At 66.1% G+C, this 21,918-nt stretch carries 14 protein-coding genes, 3 rRNA genes and 1 pseudogene; 17 read left to right on the plus strand and 1 reads right to left on the minus strand.

What is annotated here, in order from left to right; genetic code table 11:
• Window positions 1-110: 110 nt before the first annotated feature.
• Window positions 111-623: a hypothetical protein gene (locus tag QM720_RS09965; protein WP_415126091.1), complete on the minus strand. Its 513-nt coding sequence runs from the start codon at window positions 621-623 to the stop codon at window positions 111-113.
• A 188-nt stretch (window positions 624-811) separates the two neighbouring features.
• On the opposite strand from QM720_RS09965, the gene QM720_RS09970 reads away from it, so the two are divergent.
• The 17 genes and pseudogenes from QM720_RS09970 to xerD all read left to right on the plus strand — a co-directional run bounded on the left by QM720_RS09970 (window position 812) and on the right by xerD (window position 21,749).
• The gene (locus tag QM720_RS09970) at window positions 812-1,825 is read left to right on the plus strand and encodes a LacI family DNA-binding transcriptional regulator (protein WP_415127890.1); all 1,014 of its coding nucleotides are present in this window, start codon (window positions 812-814) and stop codon (window positions 1,823-1,825) included.
• A 361-nt stretch (window positions 1,826-2,186) separates the two neighbouring features.
• Complete coding sequence (chvE, locus tag QM720_RS09975; RefSeq protein WP_415126093.1) at window positions 2,187-3,308, plus strand: multiple monosaccharide ABC transporter substrate-binding protein; 1,122 nt, start codon at window positions 2,187-2,189, stop codon at window positions 3,306-3,308.
• Window positions 3,309-3,374: 66 nt separating this feature from the next.
• Window positions 3,375-4,904 (plus strand): multiple monosaccharide ABC transporter ATP-binding protein, encoded by a 1,530-nt coding sequence (gene mmsA, locus QM720_RS09980; RefSeq protein WP_415126095.1) that lies wholly within the window; start codon window positions 3,375-3,377, stop codon window positions 4,902-4,904.
• A gap of 25 nt (window positions 4,905-4,929) precedes the next feature.
• Entirely contained in the window at window positions 4,930-6,162 is a 1,233-nt protein-coding gene (gene mmsB, locus QM720_RS09985; RefSeq protein WP_415126097.1) for a multiple monosaccharide ABC transporter permease, read from the plus strand.
• A 6-nt stretch (window positions 6,163-6,168) separates the two neighbouring features.
• On the plus strand, window positions 6,169-6,294 hold the full coding sequence (locus QM720_RS09990) for a hypothetical protein (RefSeq protein ID WP_415126099.1): 126 nt from the start codon (window positions 6,169-6,171) through the stop codon (window positions 6,292-6,294).
• Window positions 6,295-6,894: 600 nt separating this feature from the next.
• Window positions 6,895-8,416, plus strand: a 16S ribosomal RNA gene (locus tag QM720_RS09995).
• Window positions 8,417-8,788: 372 nt separating this feature from the next.
• A 23S ribosomal RNA gene (locus tag QM720_RS10000) occupies window positions 8,789-11,892 on the plus strand.
• Window positions 11,893-12,000: 108 nt separating this feature from the next.
• A 5S ribosomal RNA gene (gene rrf, locus QM720_RS10005) occupies window positions 12,001-12,117 on the plus strand.
• The 16S, 23S and 5S rRNA genes sit together here, the layout of an rRNA operon.
• An 80-nt stretch (window positions 12,118-12,197) precedes the next feature.
• Complete coding sequence (locus QM720_RS10010) at window positions 12,198-13,343, plus strand: hypothetical protein (protein WP_415126101.1); 1,146 nt, start codon at window positions 12,198-12,200, stop codon at window positions 13,341-13,343.
• A complete protein-coding gene (locus QM720_RS10015; protein WP_415126103.1) occupies window positions 13,343-14,392 on the plus strand; it encodes an HAD-IIA family hydrolase in 1,050 nt (349 codons plus the stop codon). The genes QM720_RS10010 and QM720_RS10015 overlap by 1 nt, the downstream gene beginning before the upstream one ends.
• A gap of 140 nt (window positions 14,393-14,532) precedes the next feature.
• Complete coding sequence (locus QM720_RS10020) at window positions 14,533-14,709, plus strand: hypothetical protein (RefSeq protein WP_415126105.1); 177 nt, start codon at window positions 14,533-14,535, stop codon at window positions 14,707-14,709.
• Between the two features lie 8 nt (window positions 14,710-14,717).
• Entirely contained in the window at window positions 14,718-15,524 is an 807-nt protein-coding gene (locus QM720_RS10025; RefSeq protein ID WP_415126107.1) for a TlyA family RNA methyltransferase, read from the plus strand.
• Window positions 15,521-16,489: an NAD kinase gene (locus tag QM720_RS10030; protein WP_415126109.1), complete on the plus strand. Its 969-nt coding sequence runs from the start codon at window positions 15,521-15,523 to the stop codon at window positions 16,487-16,489. Before QM720_RS10025 ends, QM720_RS10030 begins: the two co-directional genes overlap by 4 nt.
• The gene (recN, locus tag QM720_RS10035) at window positions 16,486-18,195 is read left to right on the plus strand and encodes a DNA repair protein RecN (protein WP_415126111.1); all 1,710 of its coding nucleotides are present in this window, start codon (window positions 16,486-16,488) and stop codon (window positions 18,193-18,195) included. Before QM720_RS10030 ends, recN begins: the two co-directional genes overlap by 4 nt.
• A gap of 14 nt (window positions 18,196-18,209) precedes the next feature.
• Window positions 18,210-19,904 (plus strand): CTP synthase, encoded by a 1,695-nt coding sequence (locus tag QM720_RS10040; protein WP_415126113.1) that lies wholly within the window; start codon window positions 18,210-18,212, stop codon window positions 19,902-19,904.
• Window positions 19,897-20,547, plus strand: a pseudogene (locus QM720_RS10045) (NUDIX domain-containing protein); the annotation flags it as partial. The gene QM720_RS10040 and the pseudogene QM720_RS10045, both read left to right, overlap by 8 nt.
• 278 nt (window positions 20,548-20,825) lie before the next feature.
• Window positions 20,826-21,749 carry a site-specific tyrosine recombinase XerD gene (xerD, locus tag QM720_RS10050; RefSeq protein WP_415126115.1) on the plus strand — a complete coding sequence of 308 codons (924 nt, stop codon included), beginning with the start codon at window positions 20,826-20,828 and terminating at the stop codon, window positions 21,747-21,749.
• The last annotated feature ends 169 nt before the right edge of the window (window positions 21,750-21,918 follow it).

Consider the following 21,918-nt stretch of genomic DNA (forward strand, 5'->3'; position numbering starts at 1 on the left):
GGCGGAACCGGCGTTCACCCGGGCACAGGGCGCGTCATCCCGGCGGGGTGCGCCGCAGCCGCCGTTCGGTGCGCGAGCAGGGGCGGCGGAGGGATGGCGTCCATGCCGCGCTAGGCGCCGACCGATCGCGGCGGCAGATCGGAGGTGCCGAGCAGGAACGCGACGATCTGCGCGGCATCCGCCTCTATCACGGGGCCGTGGCCGAACTGCCAGTCGGCGTCGGCGGCACGCACCGTGTGACCGGCGATAGCGGCGCGCCGATCGAACGAGGTGCGCGTCGCGGCATACAGGGCGACGCGCCCGGTGAGGGCGTCGGGAAGCTCCAGCGGACGGGAGCCGGCGAGGTCGATCAGCGCGCGGACGGCCGCCGCGAGTTGGCGGACGGCCCGTTTCCGCCCGGCCCGCACGAGGGCCGCTGCGGCCAGGAGCCGGTCGGTGTCGTTGCCGCTGGGCGGAACTTCGATACGCACGCTCGCCGCGAACCTTTCGGCATCGCCCGGACGGGCCAGCGCCGCGGCCCGCTCGCATACGATCGCGAGGTCTTCGCGCCGGTCGGAAGTGATGCTTGCCTCGTCGCGGCGCGGACCGTTGCTCAGCGGAAGGTGGCGTGCGATGTCGGACATGCCGACAGCGTAGCCGCCCGCCGTTGGGCGCCGCGCGGGGCGCCCGCCCCGACGGATGTGACGGTGGGGGGCTGTCACATCGACGTGTCGTCGGTGCGTGTGACAGTCACATTCCGATGTCGCATGCGTACACGGAGGGACATAATGGAGGCGCGGATGTGACCGTGCACATCGACAGGTGGGGGATTATGGACGACGCAGGCGCACGCCGTCGCCCCAGCATCCGCGATGTCGCCAGGCTCGCCGGCGTGTCGCACCAGACGGTGTCGCGAGTACTCAACGACCATCCCAGCATCCGCCCCGAAACGCGCGAGCGGGTGCGCAGAGTGATGCACGATCTGTCTTACAGCCCCAATCGCGCCGCGCGAGCCCTCGTCACTAGCCGCTCGCAGATGATCGGCATCCTCGCCGAATCCAGCGGCCACTACGGCCCGGCCGCCTCGATCGCAGCGATCAGCGTGGCCGCGCGCGAACACGGTTACGGCGTCACGACGGCCAACATCGATCCCGCGGATCCGGAATCGATCCCGGCCACGCTGTCTCATCTGATCGGTCAGGCGATCGAGGGGTTGATTGTCATCGCCCCGCAGGTGCGCGTGGTGCGGGCGATCGCCGCCCAGCGGCTCGATATCCCGTACGTCACGCTGCAGTCCGTCGAGATCGCCGGCGATCACGCGCTCGCCGTCGATCAGGTCGCCGGCGCGCGGATGGCCACCCGTCACCTGCTGGAGCGTGGACATCGCGCGATCTACCACCTGGCGGGCCCCCAGGACTGGATCGAAGCCGAGGCCCGAATGCGTGGCTTCCTCGACGAAATGGGAGCCTGGGACGTCGCCACGACGGCCCCGATCCTCGGAGATTGGACGGCCGAGTTCGGCTACTACGCCGGTCGAGAGCTGCTACGGGTGCGCGATTTCACGGCGATTTTCGCCTCGAACGATGAGATGGCTCTCGGTGTGCTGCACGCGATTCGTGAAAGTGGGGTGGATTGCCCGCGTGATGTGAGCGTGGTCGGCTTCGACGACATTCCGGCGGCGGCGCACTTGTGGCCGCCGCTGACGACGGTGCGGCAGGACTTTCCCGAATTGGGTCGTCGCTGCGTCGAGGTTCTGCTCGGTGCTCCTCGGCAGCAGGGCGCCGCGGGGATGATCCATCCGGAACTGATCGTGCGCGGTTCCACCGCATCGGTGCCGGGCGTGTGAGGCCGCACGCGCCGCAGGTGATGTTGTTACCAACCTGAGATGCGTGGCGATTGACAGGCGGGTCGAAAGTCTCGCTATAGTGACGCAATGTGAACGGTCACATTGACCGATCGCAGCCCCGCCAACGCGGCGGACGACTACACAGACGAAGGGGTCACAGTGGTGATGTTTGCGGGTATCGCGTCGCGACGGGGCGTCGAGGCGCTGGCGATTCGCTCCCGCGGCAACCGTGATCGACAGGTCTGCGCACGTGCCACCGACGGTCGCCGGTTGTGACGCTGCCTTCGCAGCGCGCAAGCGATCACCACGAAAACTGAACACAGACCACCAAGACACCGATGTCCATTTGGAAGGAACCACAGTGAAGTTCAAGAAGATTCTCGTCGCGGGCGTAGCGACCGCGGCACTGCTGCTGACCGCCTGCTCCGGCGGCACGGACAGCGGCTCGAGTGAGAACTCGGGCGACGGCGGCCTGATCGGTGTCGCGATGCCGACCAAGAGCTCCGAGCGCTGGATCCAGGACGGTGACGCCGTCAAGGCGGCCCTCGAAGCCGAGGGCTACACCGTCGACCTGCAGTACGCCGAGGACGACATCCCCACCCAGGTCTCGCAGATCGAGAACATGATCACCAAGGGCGCCGAGGCGCTGATCATCGCTTCGATCGACGGAACGACGCTGTCGGAGGTGCTGCAGCAGGCGGCCGACAGCGACATCCCCGTCATCGCCTACGACCGCCTGATCCGCGACAGCGAGAACGTCGATTACTACGCGTCGTTCGACAACTACAAGGTCGGCGTGCAGCAGGCGACCTCGCTGCTGGCCGGCCTCGGCCTGACCGACCTGGAGGGCGTCGCCGCCTCCGACGCTCCGGCTGGCCCGTTCAACATCGAGCTGTTTGCCGGTTCACCCGACGACAACAACGCGACCTTCTTCTGGAACGGCGCGATCGACACGCTCCAGCCTTATCTCGACGAGGGAACTCTCGTCGTCAAGTCCGGTCAGACGGACTTCCAGCAGGCAGCGACGCTGCGCTGGGACGGCGAGGTGGCGCAGAGCCGCATGGAGGACATCCTCACGGCGAACTACTCCGACGGCTCGAAGGTCAACGCGGTGCTCTCGCCCTACGATGGGCTTTCGCGTGGCATCATCTCGGCGCTGACCGACGCCGGCTACACCGTGGGCGACGAGTGGCCGATCATCTCGGGTCAGGATGCCGAGCTCGACTCGGTGAAGGCGATCAACCGGGGTGAGCAGTTCTCGACGATCTTCAAGGACACGCGTCAGCTGGCGGCGGTTGCGGTGGACATGGCCATCGCACTGTTGAAGGGCGAGGAGCCCGAGGTGAACAACACCACGGACTATGACAACGGTGTGAAGGTCGTCCCCTCGTACCTGCTGGAGTCGCAGATCGTCGTCAAGGACAACATCACCGAGGTTCTCGTCGACAGTGGCTACTGGACCGAGGACGAAATCAACGGCTGAGAAGGAACCAGGTGTGGCCGGATGCCGCTTGCGGCGTCCGGCCACACCCTCGAACAAGGAGTCACGATGGCCGAACATATCTTGGAGATGCGCGGCATCACCAAGACGTTTCCCGGTGTGAAGGCGCTGTCAAACGTCAATTTCGCGGTGCAACGCGGAGAGATTCACGCGATCTGCGGCGAGAACGGCGCGGGCAAGTCGACGCTCATGAAAGTGCTCTCGGGTGTGTATCCGCACGGCACCTACGAGGGCGACATCCACTTCGCCGGCGACGTGGTCGAGTTCAAGAACCTGCGCGAGAGCGAGGCGCGGGGGATCGTCATCATTCATCAGGAACTCGCCCTGAGCCCCCACCTCTCGATCGCCGAGAACATCTTCCTCAACAATGAGCGCAGGGGCGTCGGGGGTCTGATCGACTGGAACCGGACGAACTTCGAAGCCGGGCAGCTGCTGCAGCGGGTCGGACTCAAAGAGAACCCGACGACGAAGGTCAATCAGATCGGCGTCGGAAAGCAGCAGCTCGTCGAGATTGCCAAGGCGCTGTCGAAAGAGGTGAAACTGCTGATCCTCGACGAGCCGACCGCGGCGCTCAACGATGAGGACTCCGATCACCTGCTGGAGTTGATCCTGAGCCTGCGCGAGCAGGGCATCACATCGATCATCATCAGCCACAAGCTCAACGAGATCAAGAAGGTCGCCGACACCGTCACCGTCATCCGTGACGGGCGGACGATCGAGACGATCGCGAAGGCCGAGGTCACCGAAGACCGCATCATCAAGGACATGGTGGGTCGCGATCTGGAGCACCGGTACCCCGACCACGAGCCGAACATCGGCGAAGAGCTGTTGCGGGTGGAGAACTGGACGGCCCATCACCCCCAGGATCCGTCGCGCGTCGTGGTCGACAGCGTGTCGATCAGCGTCCGCGCCGGCGAGATCGTCGGCATCGCCGGCCTGATGGGAGCGGGCCGCACCGAGTTCGCGATGAGTCTGTTCGGCCACAGTTACGGCTCGCGCATTTCGGGCAAGGTCTACCTCCGCGGCAAGGAGGTCAAGACCCGCACCGTCGCCGAAGCCATCGGAGCCGGGCTCGCCTACGCGACCGAGGATCGCAAGACGTACGGGCTGAACCTGATCGAAGACATCAAGCGGAACATCTCGATGGCATCGCTCAGGCGCCTGCAGAAGCGCGGACTCGTCGACGACAACGAGGAATATCGCGTCGCCAACGACTACCGCAAGAGCATGAACATCAAGGCGCCCAGCGTTCTCGTTCCGGTCGGCAAGCTGTCCGGGGGAAACCAGCAGAAGGTGGTGCTGTCGAAATGGATCTACGCCGACCCGGATGTGCTGATTCTGGATGAGCCGACCCGCGGGATCGACGTCGGGGCGAAGTATGAGATCTACACGATCATCAACGGGTTGGCAGCCCAAGGGAAGGGGATCATCGTGATCTCCTCCGAACTGCCGGAGCTGCTCGGCATCTCCGACCGGGTGTACGCCCTTTCCGAGGGTCGGATCACCGGAGAACTGCCGATCGAGGATGCCACACCCGAAAGCGTCCTCAAGCTCATGACCATGGAAAAGGCCCGCTGACGGGCCCGCGCAGGAGATCACAGACATGTCAAACGACACCACCGCATCCCCGACTGTTCCCGCGGGAGGTCTCACCCCGCCCGAAAACCGCTTTGCCTCGTGGCTGAGCCACGTCCTGTCCGACCTCGGCAAGAACGGCATCTTCCTGGCACTGATCGCTGTCGTCGCGCTGTTCGCGATTCTGACGGACGGCATCCTGCTGCGGCCGCAAAACATCTCCAACCTCGTCGTGCAGAACGGGTACATCCTGGTGCTCGCGATCGGCATGGTGATGATCATCATCGCCGGGCACATCGACCTGTCGGTCGGGTCCGTCGCGGCCTTCATCGGGGCTGTGTCCGGTGTGCTGGCGGTAAAGATGGGCGTGCCGTGGTGGTTGTCCATCGTGCTCTCGCTGCTGATCGGTGCGCTGGTGGGTGCGTGGCAGGGATTTTGGGTTGCCTACGTCGGCATCCCCGCCTTCATCGTGACCCTCGCGGGAATGCTCATCTTTCGGGGGCTCGCCCTCGTGGTGCTCGGCAACGCGAACATTGGATCCTTCCCGACGGAATATCGTGCGATCGGAAACGGATTCCTCTCCGGCGTCTTCGGCGAATCAGACCCCGACCTGTTCACGCTCGTGGTCGGCGCCGGCGCGATCGTCGCGCTCATCGCCCAGCAGCTGCGCACGCGTTCGGGGCGGCTGAAATACGACCAGCAGGTCGAACCGGTCGCTTGGTTCTACGTCAAGCTCGCCCTCGTCGCCCTCGTCATCGGATGGTTCACCTGGGCGCTGGCGTCGTACAAGGGCATCCCGGTGACGCTGATCATCTTGGCGGCGCTGGTACTGATCTACGGCATCGTGATGAGCCGGACGGTGTTCGGCCGTCACATCTATGCCATCGGCGGCAATCGCCACGCCGCTGAGCTGTCCGGCATCAAAACGCGCCGTGTCGACTTCTGGCTCTTCGTCAACATGGGGGTTCTTGCAGCTCTTGCTGGCCTCATCTTCACGGCGCGGCTGAACCTTGCGGGCCCGAAGGCCGGCGACGGCTTCGAGCTTGAGGCCATCTCGGCGGCTTTCATCGGCGGGGCAGCCGTGCAGGGCGGTGTCGGCACCATCGGCGGAGCGATCATCGGTGGCCTCATCATCGGTGTGCTCAACAACGGCATGTCGATCATGGGCATCGGCATCGAGTGGCAGCAGGCCGTTAAGGGACTCGTGCTGCTGCTGGCGGTTGCCTTCGACGTCTACAACAAGCGCCGTTCCGGACACTGACACGTCGTGACGCGTTCAGACAAGCCTGCCAACCGGCCCGGCGCCACCCGCATCGCTGTGTGGCTGCTTGCCGCCGGCACCGGCATCTATATGGTCGTCTCCGGCATCGGCGGGGCGCTGATGGTGCCCTGACGCACGGCGCGCAACGCCGATGGCCTCCGCGTCTGCGCGGAGGCCATCGGCGTCTTTGCCCGCAGAAATCCGCGGAGAGCAAGTGCGACACGCCCGGGATGCAGGCCCGATTTGCCCACCCGTCGCAACCCACGTAAGTTATTACCTGTTCGCCCCACAGGGAAGAGCGAAAGGCCTGAAAGGCCTCGCCCCCTCAAGCGGAGAACCACCTCCATCCCAAACCTCTCGGTAGAGAGAACAAGGCCTTCTGGTCTAGGATGGGAAATCCACCTCGTGGATCGCGGTCATCGACTGCTTCCGAGGATCTGAAGATCCCGGCCAGCCGATTTTGACAGACGAAACGAGGGGGATTAAGATAGAGAAGTTGCCCTGCGGGTGAGGTCGAGAGGCCGAGCAGCAGGAGCATCCGATCCTTGAGAACTCAACAGCGTGCACTTGTCAAATGCCAAAAAACCTCGACTCAGCTTCGGCTGAGTGAGATTCCTTTGGATCAAAGTCCGGCCTTCGGGTCGGCAAACGGATAAGTCAGCAATGACATCCACTTTGGTCAGATCAAACTCGCTGCTCCAGTCAATTTCCGGCTGGTCGCAGCAACATTTCTTTACGGAGAGTTTGATCCTGGCTCAGGATGAACGCTGGCGGCGTGCTTAACACATGCAAGTCGAACGGTGAAGGAGAGCTTGCTCTCTGGATCAGTGGCGAACGGGTGAGTAACACGTGAGCAATCTGCCCCTGACTCTGGGATAAGCGCTGGAAACGGCGTCTAATACCGGATACGAGCTGCGAAGGCATCTTCAGCAGCTGGAAAGAATTTCGGTCAGGGATGAGCTCGCGGCCTATCAGCTTGTTGGTGAGGTAACGGCTCACCAAGGCGTCGACGGGTAGCCGGCCTGAGAGGGTGACCGGCCACACTGGGACTGAGACACGGCCCAGACTCCTACGGGAGGCAGCAGTGGGGAATATTGCACAATGGGCGCAAGCCTGATGCAGCAACGCCGCGTGAGGGACGACGGCCTTCGGGTTGTAAACCTCTTTTAGCAGGGAAGAAGCGAAAGTGACGGTACCTGCAGAAAAAGCACCGGCTAACTACGTGCCAGCAGCCGCGGTAATACGTAGGGTGCAAGCGTTATCCGGAATTATTGGGCGTAAAGAGCTCGTAGGCGGTTTGTCGCGTCTGCTGTGAAAACCCGAGGCTCAACCTCGGGCCTGCAGTGGGTACGGGCAGACTAGAGTGCGGTAGGGGAGATTGGAATTCCTGGTGTAGCGGTGGAATGCGCAGATATCAGGAGGAACACCGATGGCGAAGGCAGATCTCTGGGCCGTAACTGACGCTGAGGAGCGAAAGGGTGGGGAGCAAACAGGCTTAGATACCCTGGTAGTCCACCCCGTAAACGTTGGGAACTAGTTGTGGGGTCCATTCCACGGATTCCGTGACGCAGCTAACGCATTAAGTTCCCCGCCTGGGGAGTACGGCCGCAAGGCTAAAACTCAAAGGAATTGACGGGGACCCGCACAAGCGGCGGAGCATGCGGATTAATTCGATGCAACGCGAAGAACCTTACCAAGGCTTGACATATACGAGAACGCTGCAGAAATGTAGAACTCTTTGGACACTCGTAAACAGGTGGTGCATGGTTGTCGTCAGCTCGTGTCGTGAGATGTTGGGTTAAGTCCCGCAACGAGCGCAACCCTCGTTCTATGTTGCCAGCACGTAATGGTGGGAACTCATGGGATACTGCCGGGGTCAACTCGGAGGAAGGTGGGGATGACGTCAAATCATCATGCCCCTTATGTCTTGGGCTTCACGCATGCTACAATGGCCGGTACAAAGGGCTGCAATACCGTAAGGTGGAGCGAATCCCAAAAAGCCGGTCCCAGTTCGGATTGAGGTCTGCAACTCGACCTCATGAAGTCGGAGTCGCTAGTAATCGCAGATCAGCAACGCTGCGGTGAATACGTTCCCGGGTCTTGTACACACCGCCCGTCAAGTCATGAAAGTCGGTAACACCTGAAGCCGGTGGCCCAACCCTTGTGGAGGGAGCCGTCGAAGGTGGGATCGGTAATTAGGACTAAGTCGTAACAAGGTAGCCGTACCGGAAGGTGCGGCTGGATCACCTCCTTTCTAAGGAGCATCTGAAGCCTCCGGGCTTCCAGAACCCTGATCAGAGCGAATGTCTCTGCAGGGAGCTCATGGGTGGAACATTTGACGAGGTGCCGAGGATCGAACCTCGAGTCAGTACGGCCTTCGGGTCTGGAACGCTCGGGCGGAGAGAGACGGCACATGCACGCTGTTGGGTCCTGAGGGACCGGATGCGCGAAAGCGCAACCAACCTCAGGACCTTTTCTGATGCCGGCGGAGCCGGCAGCGGGGAAGGTACCGCCCGTACTTTGAGAACTACACAGTGGACGCGAGCATCTTCGAGATGAGCAATCATCTCGTTTAGATGATCTTAAAGATCATTAGTCAATTTCAATTGACGATTCAAACTCATGTAATCAAGTCTTTAAGAGCAAACGGTGGATGCCTTGGCATCTGGAGCCGAAGAAGGACGTAGCAATCTGCGATAAGCCTCGGGGAGTCGATAAGCACACTTTGATCCGAGGATCTCCGAATGGGGAAACCCCGCTGGGCGGCGTGCCGACCCAGTGACTCCCGCCTGAATATATAGGGCGGGTAGAGGGAACGTGGGGAAGTGAAACATCTCAGTACCCACAGGAAGAGAAAGCAACCGCGATTCCGTTAGTAGTGGCGAGCGAAACCGGAACAGGCTAAACCGAGTACGTGTGATATCCGGCAGGAGTTGCGTATTCGGGGTTGTGGGACTTTTCAGACTGTTCTGCCGAGCAGTCGGCGTTACAAGAAGGTATAGACGAACTGGATTGAAAGCCAGGTCATAGAGGGTGCCAACCCCGTAGTCGAAATGCCTCCCTTGGCGCGAAGAGTATCCCAAGTAGCACGGGGCCCGAGAAATCCCGTGTGAATCTGTCAGGACCACCTGATAAGCCTAAATACTCCCAGATGACCGATAGCGGACAAGTACCGTGAGGGAAAGGTGAAAAGTACCCCGGGAGGGGAGTGAAATAGTACCTGAAACCGTTTGCTTACAAACCGTTGGAGCAGCCCTAGCAGCTGTGACAGCGTGCCTTTTGAAGAATGAGCCTGCGAGTTAGCGATACGTGGCGAGGTTAACCCGAGAGGGGTAGCCGTAGCGAAAGCGAGTCTGAATAGGGCGATTCAGTCGCGTGTCCTAGACCCGAAGCGAAGTGATCTATCCATGGCCAGGCTGAAGCAGGTGTAAGAACCTGTGGAGGGCCGAACCCACTTAGGTTGAAAACTGAGGGGATGAGCTGTGGATAGGGGTGAAAGGCCAATCAAACTTCGTGATAGCTGGTTCTCTCCGAAATGCATTTAGGTGCAGCGTTGCGTGTTTCTTGCCGGAGGTAGAGCTACTGGATGGCCGATGGGCCCTACAAGGTTACTGACGTCAGCCAAACTCCGAATGCCGGTAAGTGAGAGCGCAGCAGTGAGACTGTGGGGGATAAGCTTCATAGTCGAGAGGGAAACAACCCAGACCACCAACTAAGGTCCCAAAGCGCGTGCTAAGTGGGAAAGGATGTGGAGTTGCTCTGACAACCAGGAGGTTGGCTTAGAAGCAGCCACCCTTGAAAGAGTGCGTAATAGCTCACTGGTCAAGTGATTCCGCGCCGACAATGTAACGGGGCTCAAGCACGCCACCGAAGTTGTGGCATTGACATTATTGGTAGGCCTTCGTGGTCCAGCCGTGTTGATGGGTAGGAGAGCGTCGTGTGGCCAGCGAAGCGGCGGTGTAAACCAGCCGTGGAGGCTACACGAGTGAGAATGCAGGCATGAGTAGCGAAAGACGTGTGAGAAACACGTCCTCCGAAAGACCAAGGGTTCCAGGGTCAAGCTAATCTTCCCTGGGTAAGTCGGGACCTAAGGCGAGGCCGACAGGCGTAGTCGATGGACAACGGGTTGATATTCCCGTACCGGCGAAGAACCGCCCCAATCAATCCAGTGGTGCTAAGTGCCCGAATCCTTTCGTATCGATCCCTTCGGGGTGAGAGCTTAAGGGCTAGCGCACGACCCCATGCTGGTGCGGTTAGCGTATTAACAGGTGTGACGCAGGAAGGTAGCCCAACCCGGGCGATGGTTGTCCCGGGGCAAGTGCGTAGGCCGAGAGATAGGCAAATCCGTCTCTCATACAGGCTGAGACACGATGCGGATAAAAAGTGGGTGATCCTATGCTGCCAAGAAAAGCATCGACGCGAGGTTCTAGCCGCCCGTACCCCAAACCGACTCAGGTGGTCAGGTAGAGAATACCAAGGAGATCGAGAGAATCGTGGTTAAGGAACTCGGCAAAATGCCCCCGTAACTTCGGGAGAAGGGGGGCCTTCGACGTATTAGGACTTGCTCCGAAAGCGTTTGGAGGCCGCAGAGACTAGTGGGTAGCGACTGTTTATTAAAAACACAGGTCCGTGCCAAGTCGCAAGACGATGTATACGGACTGACGCCTGCCCGGTGCTGGAAGGTTAAGAGGACGGGTTAGCGCAAGCGAAGCTCAGAATTTAAGCCCCAGTAAACGGCGGTGGTAACTATAACCATCCTAAGGTAGCGAAATTCCTTGTCGGGTAAGTTCCGACCTGCACGAATGGCGTAACGACTTCCCAACTGTCTCAACCGCGAACTCGGCGAAATTGCACTACGAGTAAAGATGCTCGTTACGCGCAGCAGGACGGAAAGACCCCGTGACCTTTACTACAGCTTGGTATTGGTGTTCGGTGTGGCTTGTGTAGGATAGGTGGGAGACTTTGAAGCAGGGACGCCAGTTCTTGTGGAGTCATTGTTGAAATACCACTCTGGTCACTCTGGATATCTAACTTCGAACCGTAATCCGGTTCAGGGACAGTGCCTGGTGGGTAGTTTAACTGGGGCGGTTGCCTCCCAAAATGTAACGGAGGCGCCCAAAGGTTCCCTCAATCTGGTTGGCAATCAGATGTCGAGTGTAAGTGCACAAGGGAGCTTGACTGTGAGACTGACAGGTCGAGCAGGGACGAAAGTCGGGACTAGTGATCCGGCAGTGGCTTGTGGAAGCGCTGTCGCTCAACGGATAAAAGGTACCTCGGGGATAACAGGCTGATCTTGCCCAAGAGTCCATATCGACGGCATGGTTTGGCACCTCGATGTCGGCTCGTCGCATCCTGGGGCTGGAGTAGGTCCCAAGGGTTGGGCTGTTCGCCCATTAAAGCGGTACGCGAGCTGGGTTTAGAACGTCGTGAGACAGTTCGGTCCCTATCCGCTGCGCGCGTAGGAAATTTGAGAGGATCTGACCCTAGTACGAGAGGACCGGGTTGGACGAACCTCTGGTGTGCCAGTTGTTCTGCCAAGAGCACCGCTGGTTAGCTACGTTCGGGATGGATAACCGCTGAAAGCATCTAAGCGGGAAGCCGGCCTCAAGATGAGATTTCCATGCCTTCGGGCGAGAGGCTCCCAGCCAGACTACTGGGTTGATAGGCCGGATGTGGAAGCGCGGTAACGCGTGAAGCTGACCGGTACTAATAAGCCGATGACTTGATAACACTTCTTGTTTGAATCACAAGATGCTTGCGTCCACTGAGTGGTTCTCGATGTACGGTCGAGAACCGCACAACGTTGATTCGTTGTGCAGACTGAAACATCAATAGTGTTTCGGCGGCCATAGCGTGAGGGAAACGCCCGGTTACATTCCGAACCCGGAAGCTAAGCCTCACAGCGCCGATGGTACTGCAGGGGGGACCCTGTGGGAGAGTAGGACACCGCCGGACTTCTTTCGTGAAATGGCCACCCAGAGTTGGGTGGCCATTTCTCGTTAACGCGCACGCGCTGTGCAGGAGAGGATGCGGCGATGGCTGAGGAGCGACGCCTCCGGAGCGGGTCGACCCCGGGCGGCAGGAAGCCCTATTCGAAACGCGACGGCGAGAAGAAGCCGTACGCTCCGCGCGACGGCGAAGGAAAGCCCTACGCGAAGCGCGACGGCGAGGCCAAGCGGCCGTATCCGAAACGCGACGGCGACAGCAAGTCGTACCCAAAACGCGACGGCGACAGCAAGCCGTACCCGAAGCGAGATGGCGAGAAGAGGCCGTACGCGAGGGCAGACGGCGAGAAGAAGCCCTACGCGAAGCGCGACGGCGACAAGCGGCCGTACGCGAAGCGCGACGGCGACGGCAAGACGCCCTATGCGAAGCGGGATGCCGGGGCCGCGGGCCGTCCGCCGCGCACCTCGCGCCCGCCGCAGGGCTCCGATCGCCGTGCGCTGCCGGCCGGCCCGGTCGTCCCCGACGACGTCACGCCGCGCGACCTCAACGGCGCGGCGCGCAATGAGCTGAAGACGCTCAGCAAAGAGAACGCCGAGCAGGTCGCCCGCCACCTCGCGATGGCCGCGCGCCTGATCGACGACGACCCCGAGCTCGCGCACCAGCACGCCCTGGCGGCCTCGCGCAGTGCGGGGCGCATCGCGATCGTCCGCGAGACGGTCGCGATCACCGCCTACGCGCTCGGCGACTTCGCCCTGGCCGTGCGCGAACTGCGCACGTACCGCCGCATCTCCGGGCGCGACGACCAGATCGCGCTGCTCGTCGACAGCGAGCGCGGCGTGGGACGCCCCGACCGTGCCCTCGAGGTGGGTCGCGCGGTCGACCGCGCGAGCCTGCCGGTCGACGTGCGCGTCGAGCTCGCCATCGCGATGTCGGGAGCCCGACTCGACCTCGGCGAGACGGAGCGCGCGCTGCAGGAGCTCGACATCCCCGAGCTCGACCCCGACCGCGCGTTCAGCTGGAGCCCCGGCCTGTTCGCGGCGCGTGCCGCCGTGCTCGAAGAGCTCGGACGCACCGACGAGGCGGCGCAGTGGCAGCACCGCGCCGAGGTCGCCGAGCAGGCGCTGGATGCCGTCGACGCCGACCGTGAAGTGCTCGAGATCGACGAGATCGAGGAGCTGGTGCTCGACGACGACGCGCCGGAAGGCGATGCGGCGCCCGCGCGGACGGACGCCTGATGGCGCTGTTCGCGCGCCGTGACGCGGCGGCGGCTGGTCGCACCCCGCTCGACGACGTGGACGTGGTGCTCGCCGACCTCGACGGCGTGGTGTACGCCGGGCCGGGCGCACTGCCGTACGCGGTGGAGAGCCTCAACCGCGCCGGTGAGAGCCGGCGGCTGGGCTACATCACCAACAACGCCTCGCGCCGCGACGCGGCGGTGGCCGAACACCTTCGTGAACTGGGTTTGATCGCGACCCGGCCCGACGACATCGTGACGAGCCCGCAGGCAGCGATGCGCCTGCTGCGCGCCCGGGTCGCAGCGCCCGCGACGATCCTCGTCGTCGGCGGCGACGGCCTCGTGCACGAGCTGGAGAAGGCGGGCTACACCGTCACCCGCAGCGCGGACGACGCGCCTGCCGCCGTCCTGCAGGGCTTCGCGCCCGAGGTCGGCTGGGCGCAGCTGGCCGAGGCCGCCTATGCACTGGCGACGCCGGAGGACGAGGGCGGCATCCCGTGGATCGCCACCAACACCGACTGGACGATCCCGCAGGCGCGCGGGATCGCGCCGGGCAACGGCACCCTGGTGTCGGCGGTGCACACCGCGATCGGCCGCCTCGCCGTCGTGGCCGGCAAGCCCGAGCGCCCGATCTTCGACGAGGCGGTGGCGCGGTTCGAGGCGCGGCATCCGCTGTTCATCGGCGATCGCCTCGACACCGACATCGCCGGCGCACAGGCCGCTGGGATCGACTCGGTGCTCGTGCTGACGGGCATCGATCGGCCGAAGCACCTGTTGGCGGCTCCGCCGAACTCGCGCCCGACGTTCATCCTCGGCGACCTGCGCGAGCTGCACGAGGAGTACCCCGACACCGTCGTCGCGGGCGACGTCACGTCGGTGCGCGACGCCGCCGTGCGCATCGACGGCCCCGACATCCACATCGTCTCGGCGGGCACGCGCCCCATCGACCTCGTGCGCGCCGGCTGTGCCGCGATCTGGGCGACCGGCCGTGCGATCTACGGCTTCCGCGTGCCCGAGCGCCTTTACGCCGACCCCTTCCACCGGCCGTAGCGCGCCGCGCGCACCTCGGGCAGGGCGCCTAACTCAGGCAGAACGGGCGCTCGCGCCCCGGATCCGGCCCGAAACGCCGATTCTGCCTGAGTTGCGCCCACTGCAGCGCCGGGCCGAGCGCCGTCGCCTATCCTGGAGCAGTGGACGAGCTGCACGACGACCGGAACCGCGACGACCTGCTGTCCGCGCTCGAGGTCATCCCTGTGCTCGAGGTGATCGAGGCGCAGCCGCTCGCCGAGCGCGCCGCTGCCTACGGCGCGCTGCACGATGAACTGACCCGGCGGCTGGAGTCGGGCCCGCGCGACGCGTCGGCGTAGGCGTCGGCATGCGACTGGACGCGGCGATCGCCGCGCGCGGCCTCGCCCGCTCGCGCACGCAGGCCGCCCGGCAGATCGAGGCCGGCCTCGTGACGGTCGACGGCGTCGGGGTCGTGAAGCCGTCGGCGCAGGTCGGCGACGACGCGGCGATCGTCGTCGCAGGGGTGGACCACTACGTCAGCCGCGGCGCGTACAAGCTTCTCGCGGCGCTCGACGCGTTCGGCCTCGATGTCGCCGGGCGCGCGTGCCTCGACCTTGGTGCGTCGACGGGAGGCTTCACGCAGGTGCTGCGCGAACGGGGCGCCGCGCAGGTCGTCGCGGTCGACGTCGGCCACGGCCAGCTCGCGCCGCAGGTCGCGGTCGACGGGGGAGTGGTCGCCGTCGAAGGCTTCAACGTGCGGTACATGACCTCGGCGTCCCTCGCCGACGCCGCCGGTGTGGACACGCCGCCCGACATCGTGGTCGGCGACCTCTCGTTCATCTCCCTCACGCTGGTGCTGCCGGCGATCGCGGAGGTGGCGGCGCAGGATGCCGAGATCGTGCTGCTCGTCAAGCCGCAGTTCGAGGTCGGCCGCACCGGGGTGCGTGAGGGGCTCGTGACCGACCCCGCGGCCCGTGCCGACGCCGTCGCCGGCGTGCTCTGGGCGGCGTGGGACGCGAACCTCGGCACGTTCGGCGTCATCGCCTCGCCGATCGTCGGCACGCACGGCAACAGCGAGTTCCTCGTGCAGCTGCGCCCCGTGGCGGGGCCAGAGCGGCCGGGCAATCCGACAGAATGGATGCAGACGATCGACCGACTGGCGGGAGTGAGATGAGCGAGGCGACGCAGCGCGACATCCTCGTCGTCGCGCACGCGGGGCGCGAGAACACGGTCACCGCCGCGCGGCGCGTCATCGCCGACCTCACGGCGGCCGGAGCCCGCGCCGTCCTGCCCGCCGACGAGGAGGGCCTGGTCGCTGCCCTCGCCGACCTGGGGTCGATCGCCGTGCTCGGCGCCGACGTCCCCGTCGACCGGATCGAACTCGCGATCGTCCTGGGCGGCGACGGCACGATCCTGCGCGCCGCGGAGCTCGTGCGCGACGGGACGGCGCCGATCCTCGGCATCAACATGGGTCACGTCGGATTCCTCGCCGAGATCGAGGCCGACGTCATCGACGATGCGATGCGCCGCGTCATCGACCGCGACTACCAGGTCGAAGAGCGCATGACCCTCGCCGTCCGCGTGAAGGATGCCGCGGGCACCACGATCTACGACACCTGGGCGCTGAACGAAGCCACCGTCGAGAAGGCCTCGCGCGAGCGCATGATGGAGGTCGTCATCGAGGTCGACGGGCGCCCGCTGTCGAGCTTCGGCTGCGACGGCGTCGTCGTCTCGACCCCGACCGGGTCGACGGCGTACAACTTCTCCGCCGGAGGCCCCGTCATCTGGCCCACCGTGGAGGCGATCGCCGTCGTGCCGCTGTCGGCGCACGCCCTGTTCGCCCGGCCGCTCGTCGTCGGACCCGAGGCGACGGTCGCGATCGAGGTGCTGGCGCGCACCGACGGCACCGGCATCCTGTGGTGCGACGGTCGCCGCTCGCACGACCTGCCGCCCGGCGCCCGCGTCGTCGTCGGCCGCGCGCCGCAGCCGGTGCGCCTCGCGCGTCTGCATCCGGCGCCGTTCACCGACCGGCTCGTGCGCAAGTTCCAGCTGCCGGTCGCCGGGTGGCGCGGGCCGGTGGCGCTCGCGACCGACGCGATCTCGACGATGGATGCCGGCGCACCGGAGTCGGGCGCGTGATCGAGCAGATCACCCTGCGCGATCTCGGCGTCATCGCGCAGGCGACGCTGGAGATCGGTCCGGGGTTCACCGCCATCACGGGTGAGACCGGCGCCGGCAAGACGATGGTCGTGACCGGCCTCGGCCTGTTGCTGGGGGCGCGCGCCGACTCCGGCGTCGTGCGCTCCGGCGCCGCGCAGGCCGTCGCCGAGGGGGTGTGGGTGGTGCCGGATGCCGGCGCCGTCGCCGACCGCGTCGCCGACGCCGGCGGAGAGGTCGAGCCGATCGGCGCGGGGCGGGGCGAGCTGTACCTCGCGCGCACGGTGACCGCCGAGGGCCGCAGCCGTGCCAGCGTCGGCGGACGCTCGGCGCCGGCGGGCGTGCTCGCCGACCTCGCCGAGCAGCTGGTCGTCGTGCACGGGCAGTCCGACCAGCTCAGGCTGCGGTCGGCCGCCGCGCAGCGCGACGCCCTCGACCGGTTCGGCGGGGCCGACATCGACGGGGCGCTCGCCACGTACCGCGATGCGTTCGCGCACGCCAAGGCGCTGTCGGCCGAACTCGCCGACCTCGTCGCGCACCGCGACGCCCGCGCCGCGGAGGCGGCGCAGCTGCGCGCCGCCCTCGCCGAGCTGGAGCAGCTCGACCCGCAGCCGGGGGAGGACGTCGACCTCGCGCAGCGCGCCGAGCGGCTCGCGAACGCCGAAGAGCTGCGCTACGCCGCGACGCTCGCGCACAGCGCGCTCTCGGGTGGCGGGGCGCTGTCGGGCGAGGGCGATGGACCGGATGCCGGCATCCTGCTGGCCGAGGCGCGCCGCGCACTGGAGCGGGTCGCGCGCTCCGACGAGGCGCTCGCCGCCCACGTCGCGACGCTCGACGACCTCGGCTACCGCGTCGCCGACCTCGCGACCGAGCTGAGCGGCTACCTCGCCGACCTCGACGAGTCCGGTCCGCACGAACTGGCCGCCGTCGAGGAGCGCCGGGCCGCCATCGGCGCGCTCGTGCGTACGCACGGCAGCCTCGACGCCGCGCTCGCGCTGCGCAGCGACGGCGCGCTGCGCCTGGCGGAGCTGGACGACGACGGCGACCGCGTCGAGCGGCTGCAGGCCGAGGCCCAGGCCGCGGCATCCGCCCTCGACGACGCGGCCGACGCGCTCACCCGGGCGCGCACGGCGGCCGCCGACCGCCTGTCCGCCGCCGTCACCGACGAGCTGCGGGCGCTCGCCCTGCCCGACGCGCGCGTCGTCGTCGCCGTGGAACCGGGGGCCGCGACCGCCGCGGGGCGCGACGACGTCGCGATTCTGCTGGCGCCGCACGCCGGAGCCGAGCCGCGTCCGGTCGCGCGGAGCGCCTCGGGCGGCGAGCTCAGCCGCGTCATGCTCGCGATCGAGGTCGTCATCGCGGGCGTCGACAGCGTGCCGACGTTCGTGTTCGACGAGATCGACGCCGGCATCGGGGGCGCCGCCGCGATCGAGGTCGGGCGGCGCCTCGCCCGGCTGGCCGAGACGAGCCAGGTCATCGTCGTCACCCACCTCGCCCAGGTCGCAGCCTTCGCCGGCAACCACCTGTCGGTCGTGAAGGGCTCGGACGGGTCGGTGACCGCCTCCAGCGTGCGTGCCCTCGCCGGCGCCGAGCGTGAGGCCGAGATGGCGCGCCTGCTGTCGGGGCTGTCCGACTCGGCGACGGCGCTGGAGCACGCCCGCGAGCTGCTCGCCCTCGGCGCGGCCTGATAGGATGAAAGCCCGTGACGGACACTTCTTCGAACGCGGACATTCAGAACGGCACCACCAAGCACATCTTCGTGACGGGCGGTGTCGTTTCGTCGTTGGGGAAGGGTCTCACCGCCGCGAGTCTCGGCAACCTGCTCACCGCGCGGGGCCTGCGCGTCGTGATGCAGAAGCTCGATCCGTATCTGAACGTCGACCCCGGCACGATGAACCCGTTCCAGCACGGCGAGGTCTTCGTCACCGACGACGGCGCCGAGACCGACCTCGACATCGGGCACTACGAGCGCTTCCTCGACATCGAGCTGAGCCAGGCCGCCAACGTCACCACGGGCCAGATCTACTCGCAGGTCATCGCGCGCGAACGCCGCGGAGAATACCTCGGCGACACCGTTCAGGTCATCCCGCACATCACCGACGAGATCAAGCGCCGCATGCGCCTGCAGGCCGATGAGAGCCCCAAGCCCGACGTCATCATCACCGAGATCGGCGGCACGGTCGGCGACATCGAGTCGCAGCCGTTCATCGAGTCGGCCCGCCAGATCCGCCACGAACTGGGCCGGGGGAACGTCTTCTTCGTGCACGTCTCGCTCGTGCCGTTCATGGGCGCCTCGGGCGAGCAGAAGACCAAGCCCACGCAGCACTCCGTGGCGGCGCTGCGGTCGATCGGCATCCAGCCCGATGCGCTCGTGCTGCGCAGCGACCGCCCCGTCACCGAGTCGAACAAGCGCAAGATCGCGCTCATGTGCGACGTCGACGAGGATGCCGTCGTCAACGCCGTCGACGTCCCGTCGATCTACGACATCCCCACGATGCTCCACGAGCAGGGCCTGGACGCGTACATCGTCGACGCGCTCGGGCTCACAAAGGCCGCCGAGGTCGATTGGTCGCGGTGGAGCAAGGTGCTGCAGGCCGTGCACAACCCCAAGCACGAGGTCACGATCGGTCTCGTCGGCAAGTACATCGATCTGCCCGATGCGTACCTGTCGGTCACCGAGGCGCTCAAGGCCGGCGGATTCGCGCAGGAGACGAAGGTCTCGGTCCAGTGGATCCCGTCCGACCTGTGCGAGACGCCGGAGGGCGCGGAGAAGGCCCTCGGGGCGCTGGACGGCATCGTCGTTCCGGGGGGTTTCGGCATCCGGGGCATCGAAGGCAAGCTCGGCGCGCTCAGGTTCGCGCGCGAGCAGGGGATCCCGACGCTCGGCATCTGCCTCGGCCTGCAGTGCATGGTCATCGAGTACGCGCGCAATGTCGCCGGGATCGAGGGCGCGTCGTCGAGCGAGTTCGACCCCGACACGGCCCACCCCGTCATCGCGACGATGGCCGAGCAGGTCGACATCCTCGAAAGCGGCGACCTGGGCGGCACGATGCGCCTCGGCCTGTACCCGGCCGACCTCGTCGAGGGGTCGGTCGCGGCGGAGGTCTACGGCGCGACCCGCGCGTCGGAGCGCCACCGTCACCGCTACGAGGTCAACAACCGCTACCGCGATCAGATCGCGGAGGCCGGCCTCTCGTTCTCGGGCCTGTCGCCCGACCAGGGCCTCGTCGAGTACGTCGAGCTGCCGCGCGCGGTGCACCCGTACTACATCGCGACGCAGGCGCACCCCGAGCTGCGCTCGCGGCCGACCGAGGCCAACCCGCTGTTCCGCGGGCTCGTCGCGGCGGCGCTCGAGCGGCACCGCGCGAGCGAGCTGTTCGAGGTCGAGGATGAGTGAGCCGGGCGCGGGCCCGGATGCCGCGGGGGCGTTGCGGGACGACGCGTTCGAGGTCCGGGTCACCGGGACATCGACGCCGTTCGTCGGCAAGGTGTGGAACATCCGCCGCGACGAGTTCGACTACAACGACGAGACCATCGTCCGCGAGTACATGGACCACACCGGCGCCGTCGCGGTGCTCGCGCTCGACGACGACGAGCGGATGCTGCTGATCAAGCAGTACCGCCATCCCGTGCGCATGCGTGACTGGGAGATCCCGGCGGGCCTGCTCGACATCGCCGAGGAAGACGCACTCGCCGCCGCGCAGCGGGAACTGGCCGAGGAGGCCGACCTGACCGCCGGCCGCTGGGACGTGCTGGCGGAGTTCTGGACGACCCCGGGCGGCAGCGACGAGGCCATCCGCATCTATCTCGCGCGCGAGCTCGCGCCGACGGCATCCGCCTTCGCGCGGGATGCCGAGGAGGCCGACATCGAGGTGCGCTGGGCGCCCCTCGACGAGGTCGTCGACGCCGTGCTCGCCCGCCGGGTGCAGAACCCGTCGCTCGTGATCGGGGCGCTCGCCGCCCACGCGTCGCGCGCCCGCGGCTGGGCGACGCTCGCACCCGACGACGCCCCGTGGCCGCGGCGACCGCGCGCCATCGGAGACGGCGAGAGCGACGACGGTGCTCATCCGTCGCGAACCACGCCCATCGCGTCAGATGGCCACGATTCGTGCCGGATGGGTGCGGGCCACGAGTTTCATCCGTCGCGAATCACGCCCAATGCGCCGGATGGCCACGATTCGCGCCGGATGGGTGCGGGTGGAGCCGCTGATCCGTCACAAATCGGGGCTATCGCGCCGGATGACGCCGATTCGCGCCGGATGGGTGAGGGTGCGGGCGCCGCGGGGGAGGCCGTCGAGGAGGCGGGAGAGCCCGCCCCGTGAAGCTCGACCGCGCCGTCGACGCCTACCTGAGGCACATCACGATCGAGCGCGGGCTGTCGGCGCACACCGTCGCGGCGTACCGGCGCGACCTCGCCGGATACTGCGCGTGGCTCGCGGCGCACGACGCGTCCGACACGGATGCCGTCACCCCGGCGCTCGTGGCGGCCTTCGCGGCCGAGCGGGCGTCGGCCCAGCCGCCGCCGGCGGCGACGTCGCTCGCGCGGCTGCAGTCGTCGGTGCGCGGGCTGCACCGCTTCCTCGTGCGGGAGGGCGTCGCCGATGCCGACCCCAGTGACCGGCTGCGCCCGCCCAAGGCGCCGCAGCGGCTGCCGAAGGCCCTGTCGATCGCGCAGATCGAAGCGCTGCTCGACGCCGCCGGGCCGGTGCCCGGCGACGCCGTCGACACCGACATCATCCGCCTGCGCGACCGGGCACTGCTGGAGTTGCTGTACGCGACCGGCGCGCGGGTGTCGGAGGTCATGCAGCTCGACGTCGACGACCTCGCGCACGGCGATGTGTTGCGCGTGCGCGGCAAGGGGTCGAAGGAGCGGATCGTGCCGGTCGGCTCGTATGCCCGTGCCGCCGTCGACGCGTACCTCGCCCGGGCGCGGCCCGAGCTGTCGCGGCGCGGGAGGGCGACGCCGCGGCTGTTCCTCGGTGCGCGCGGGGCGCCGCTGTCGCGGCAGAGCGCGTGGCTCGTGATCCAGGGCGCCGCGCAGCGCGCCGGGCTGTCGGCGCACGTGTCCCCGCACACCTTCCGGCACTCGTTCGCAACGCATCTGCTGCAAGGTGGCGCCGACGTACGCGTCGTGCAGGAGCTGCTGGGCCACGCCTCCGTCGCGACGACCCAGATCTACACGCACGTCACCGTCGACGCGCTCCGCGACGTCTACCTCACCTCCCACCCCCGCGCCCGGTGACCCCCGGCGGCCGGCGGCCGGCCGCCCCGCCGCCCGGCCGCTCCGCCGCCCCGCCGCCGCCGCCCGCCCGCTGCGCCGTCGCGAAAAACGGAAATGTCGCGAAAAACGGACGGATGGTGCTCCGGGCATCCGTTTCTCGCGACATATCCGTTTCTCACGGCGGGGGATG

This window comes from Microbacterium sp. (assembly GCF_047602155.1).
GTDB lineage: Bacteria > Actinomycetota > Actinomycetes > Actinomycetales > Microbacteriaceae > Microbacterium.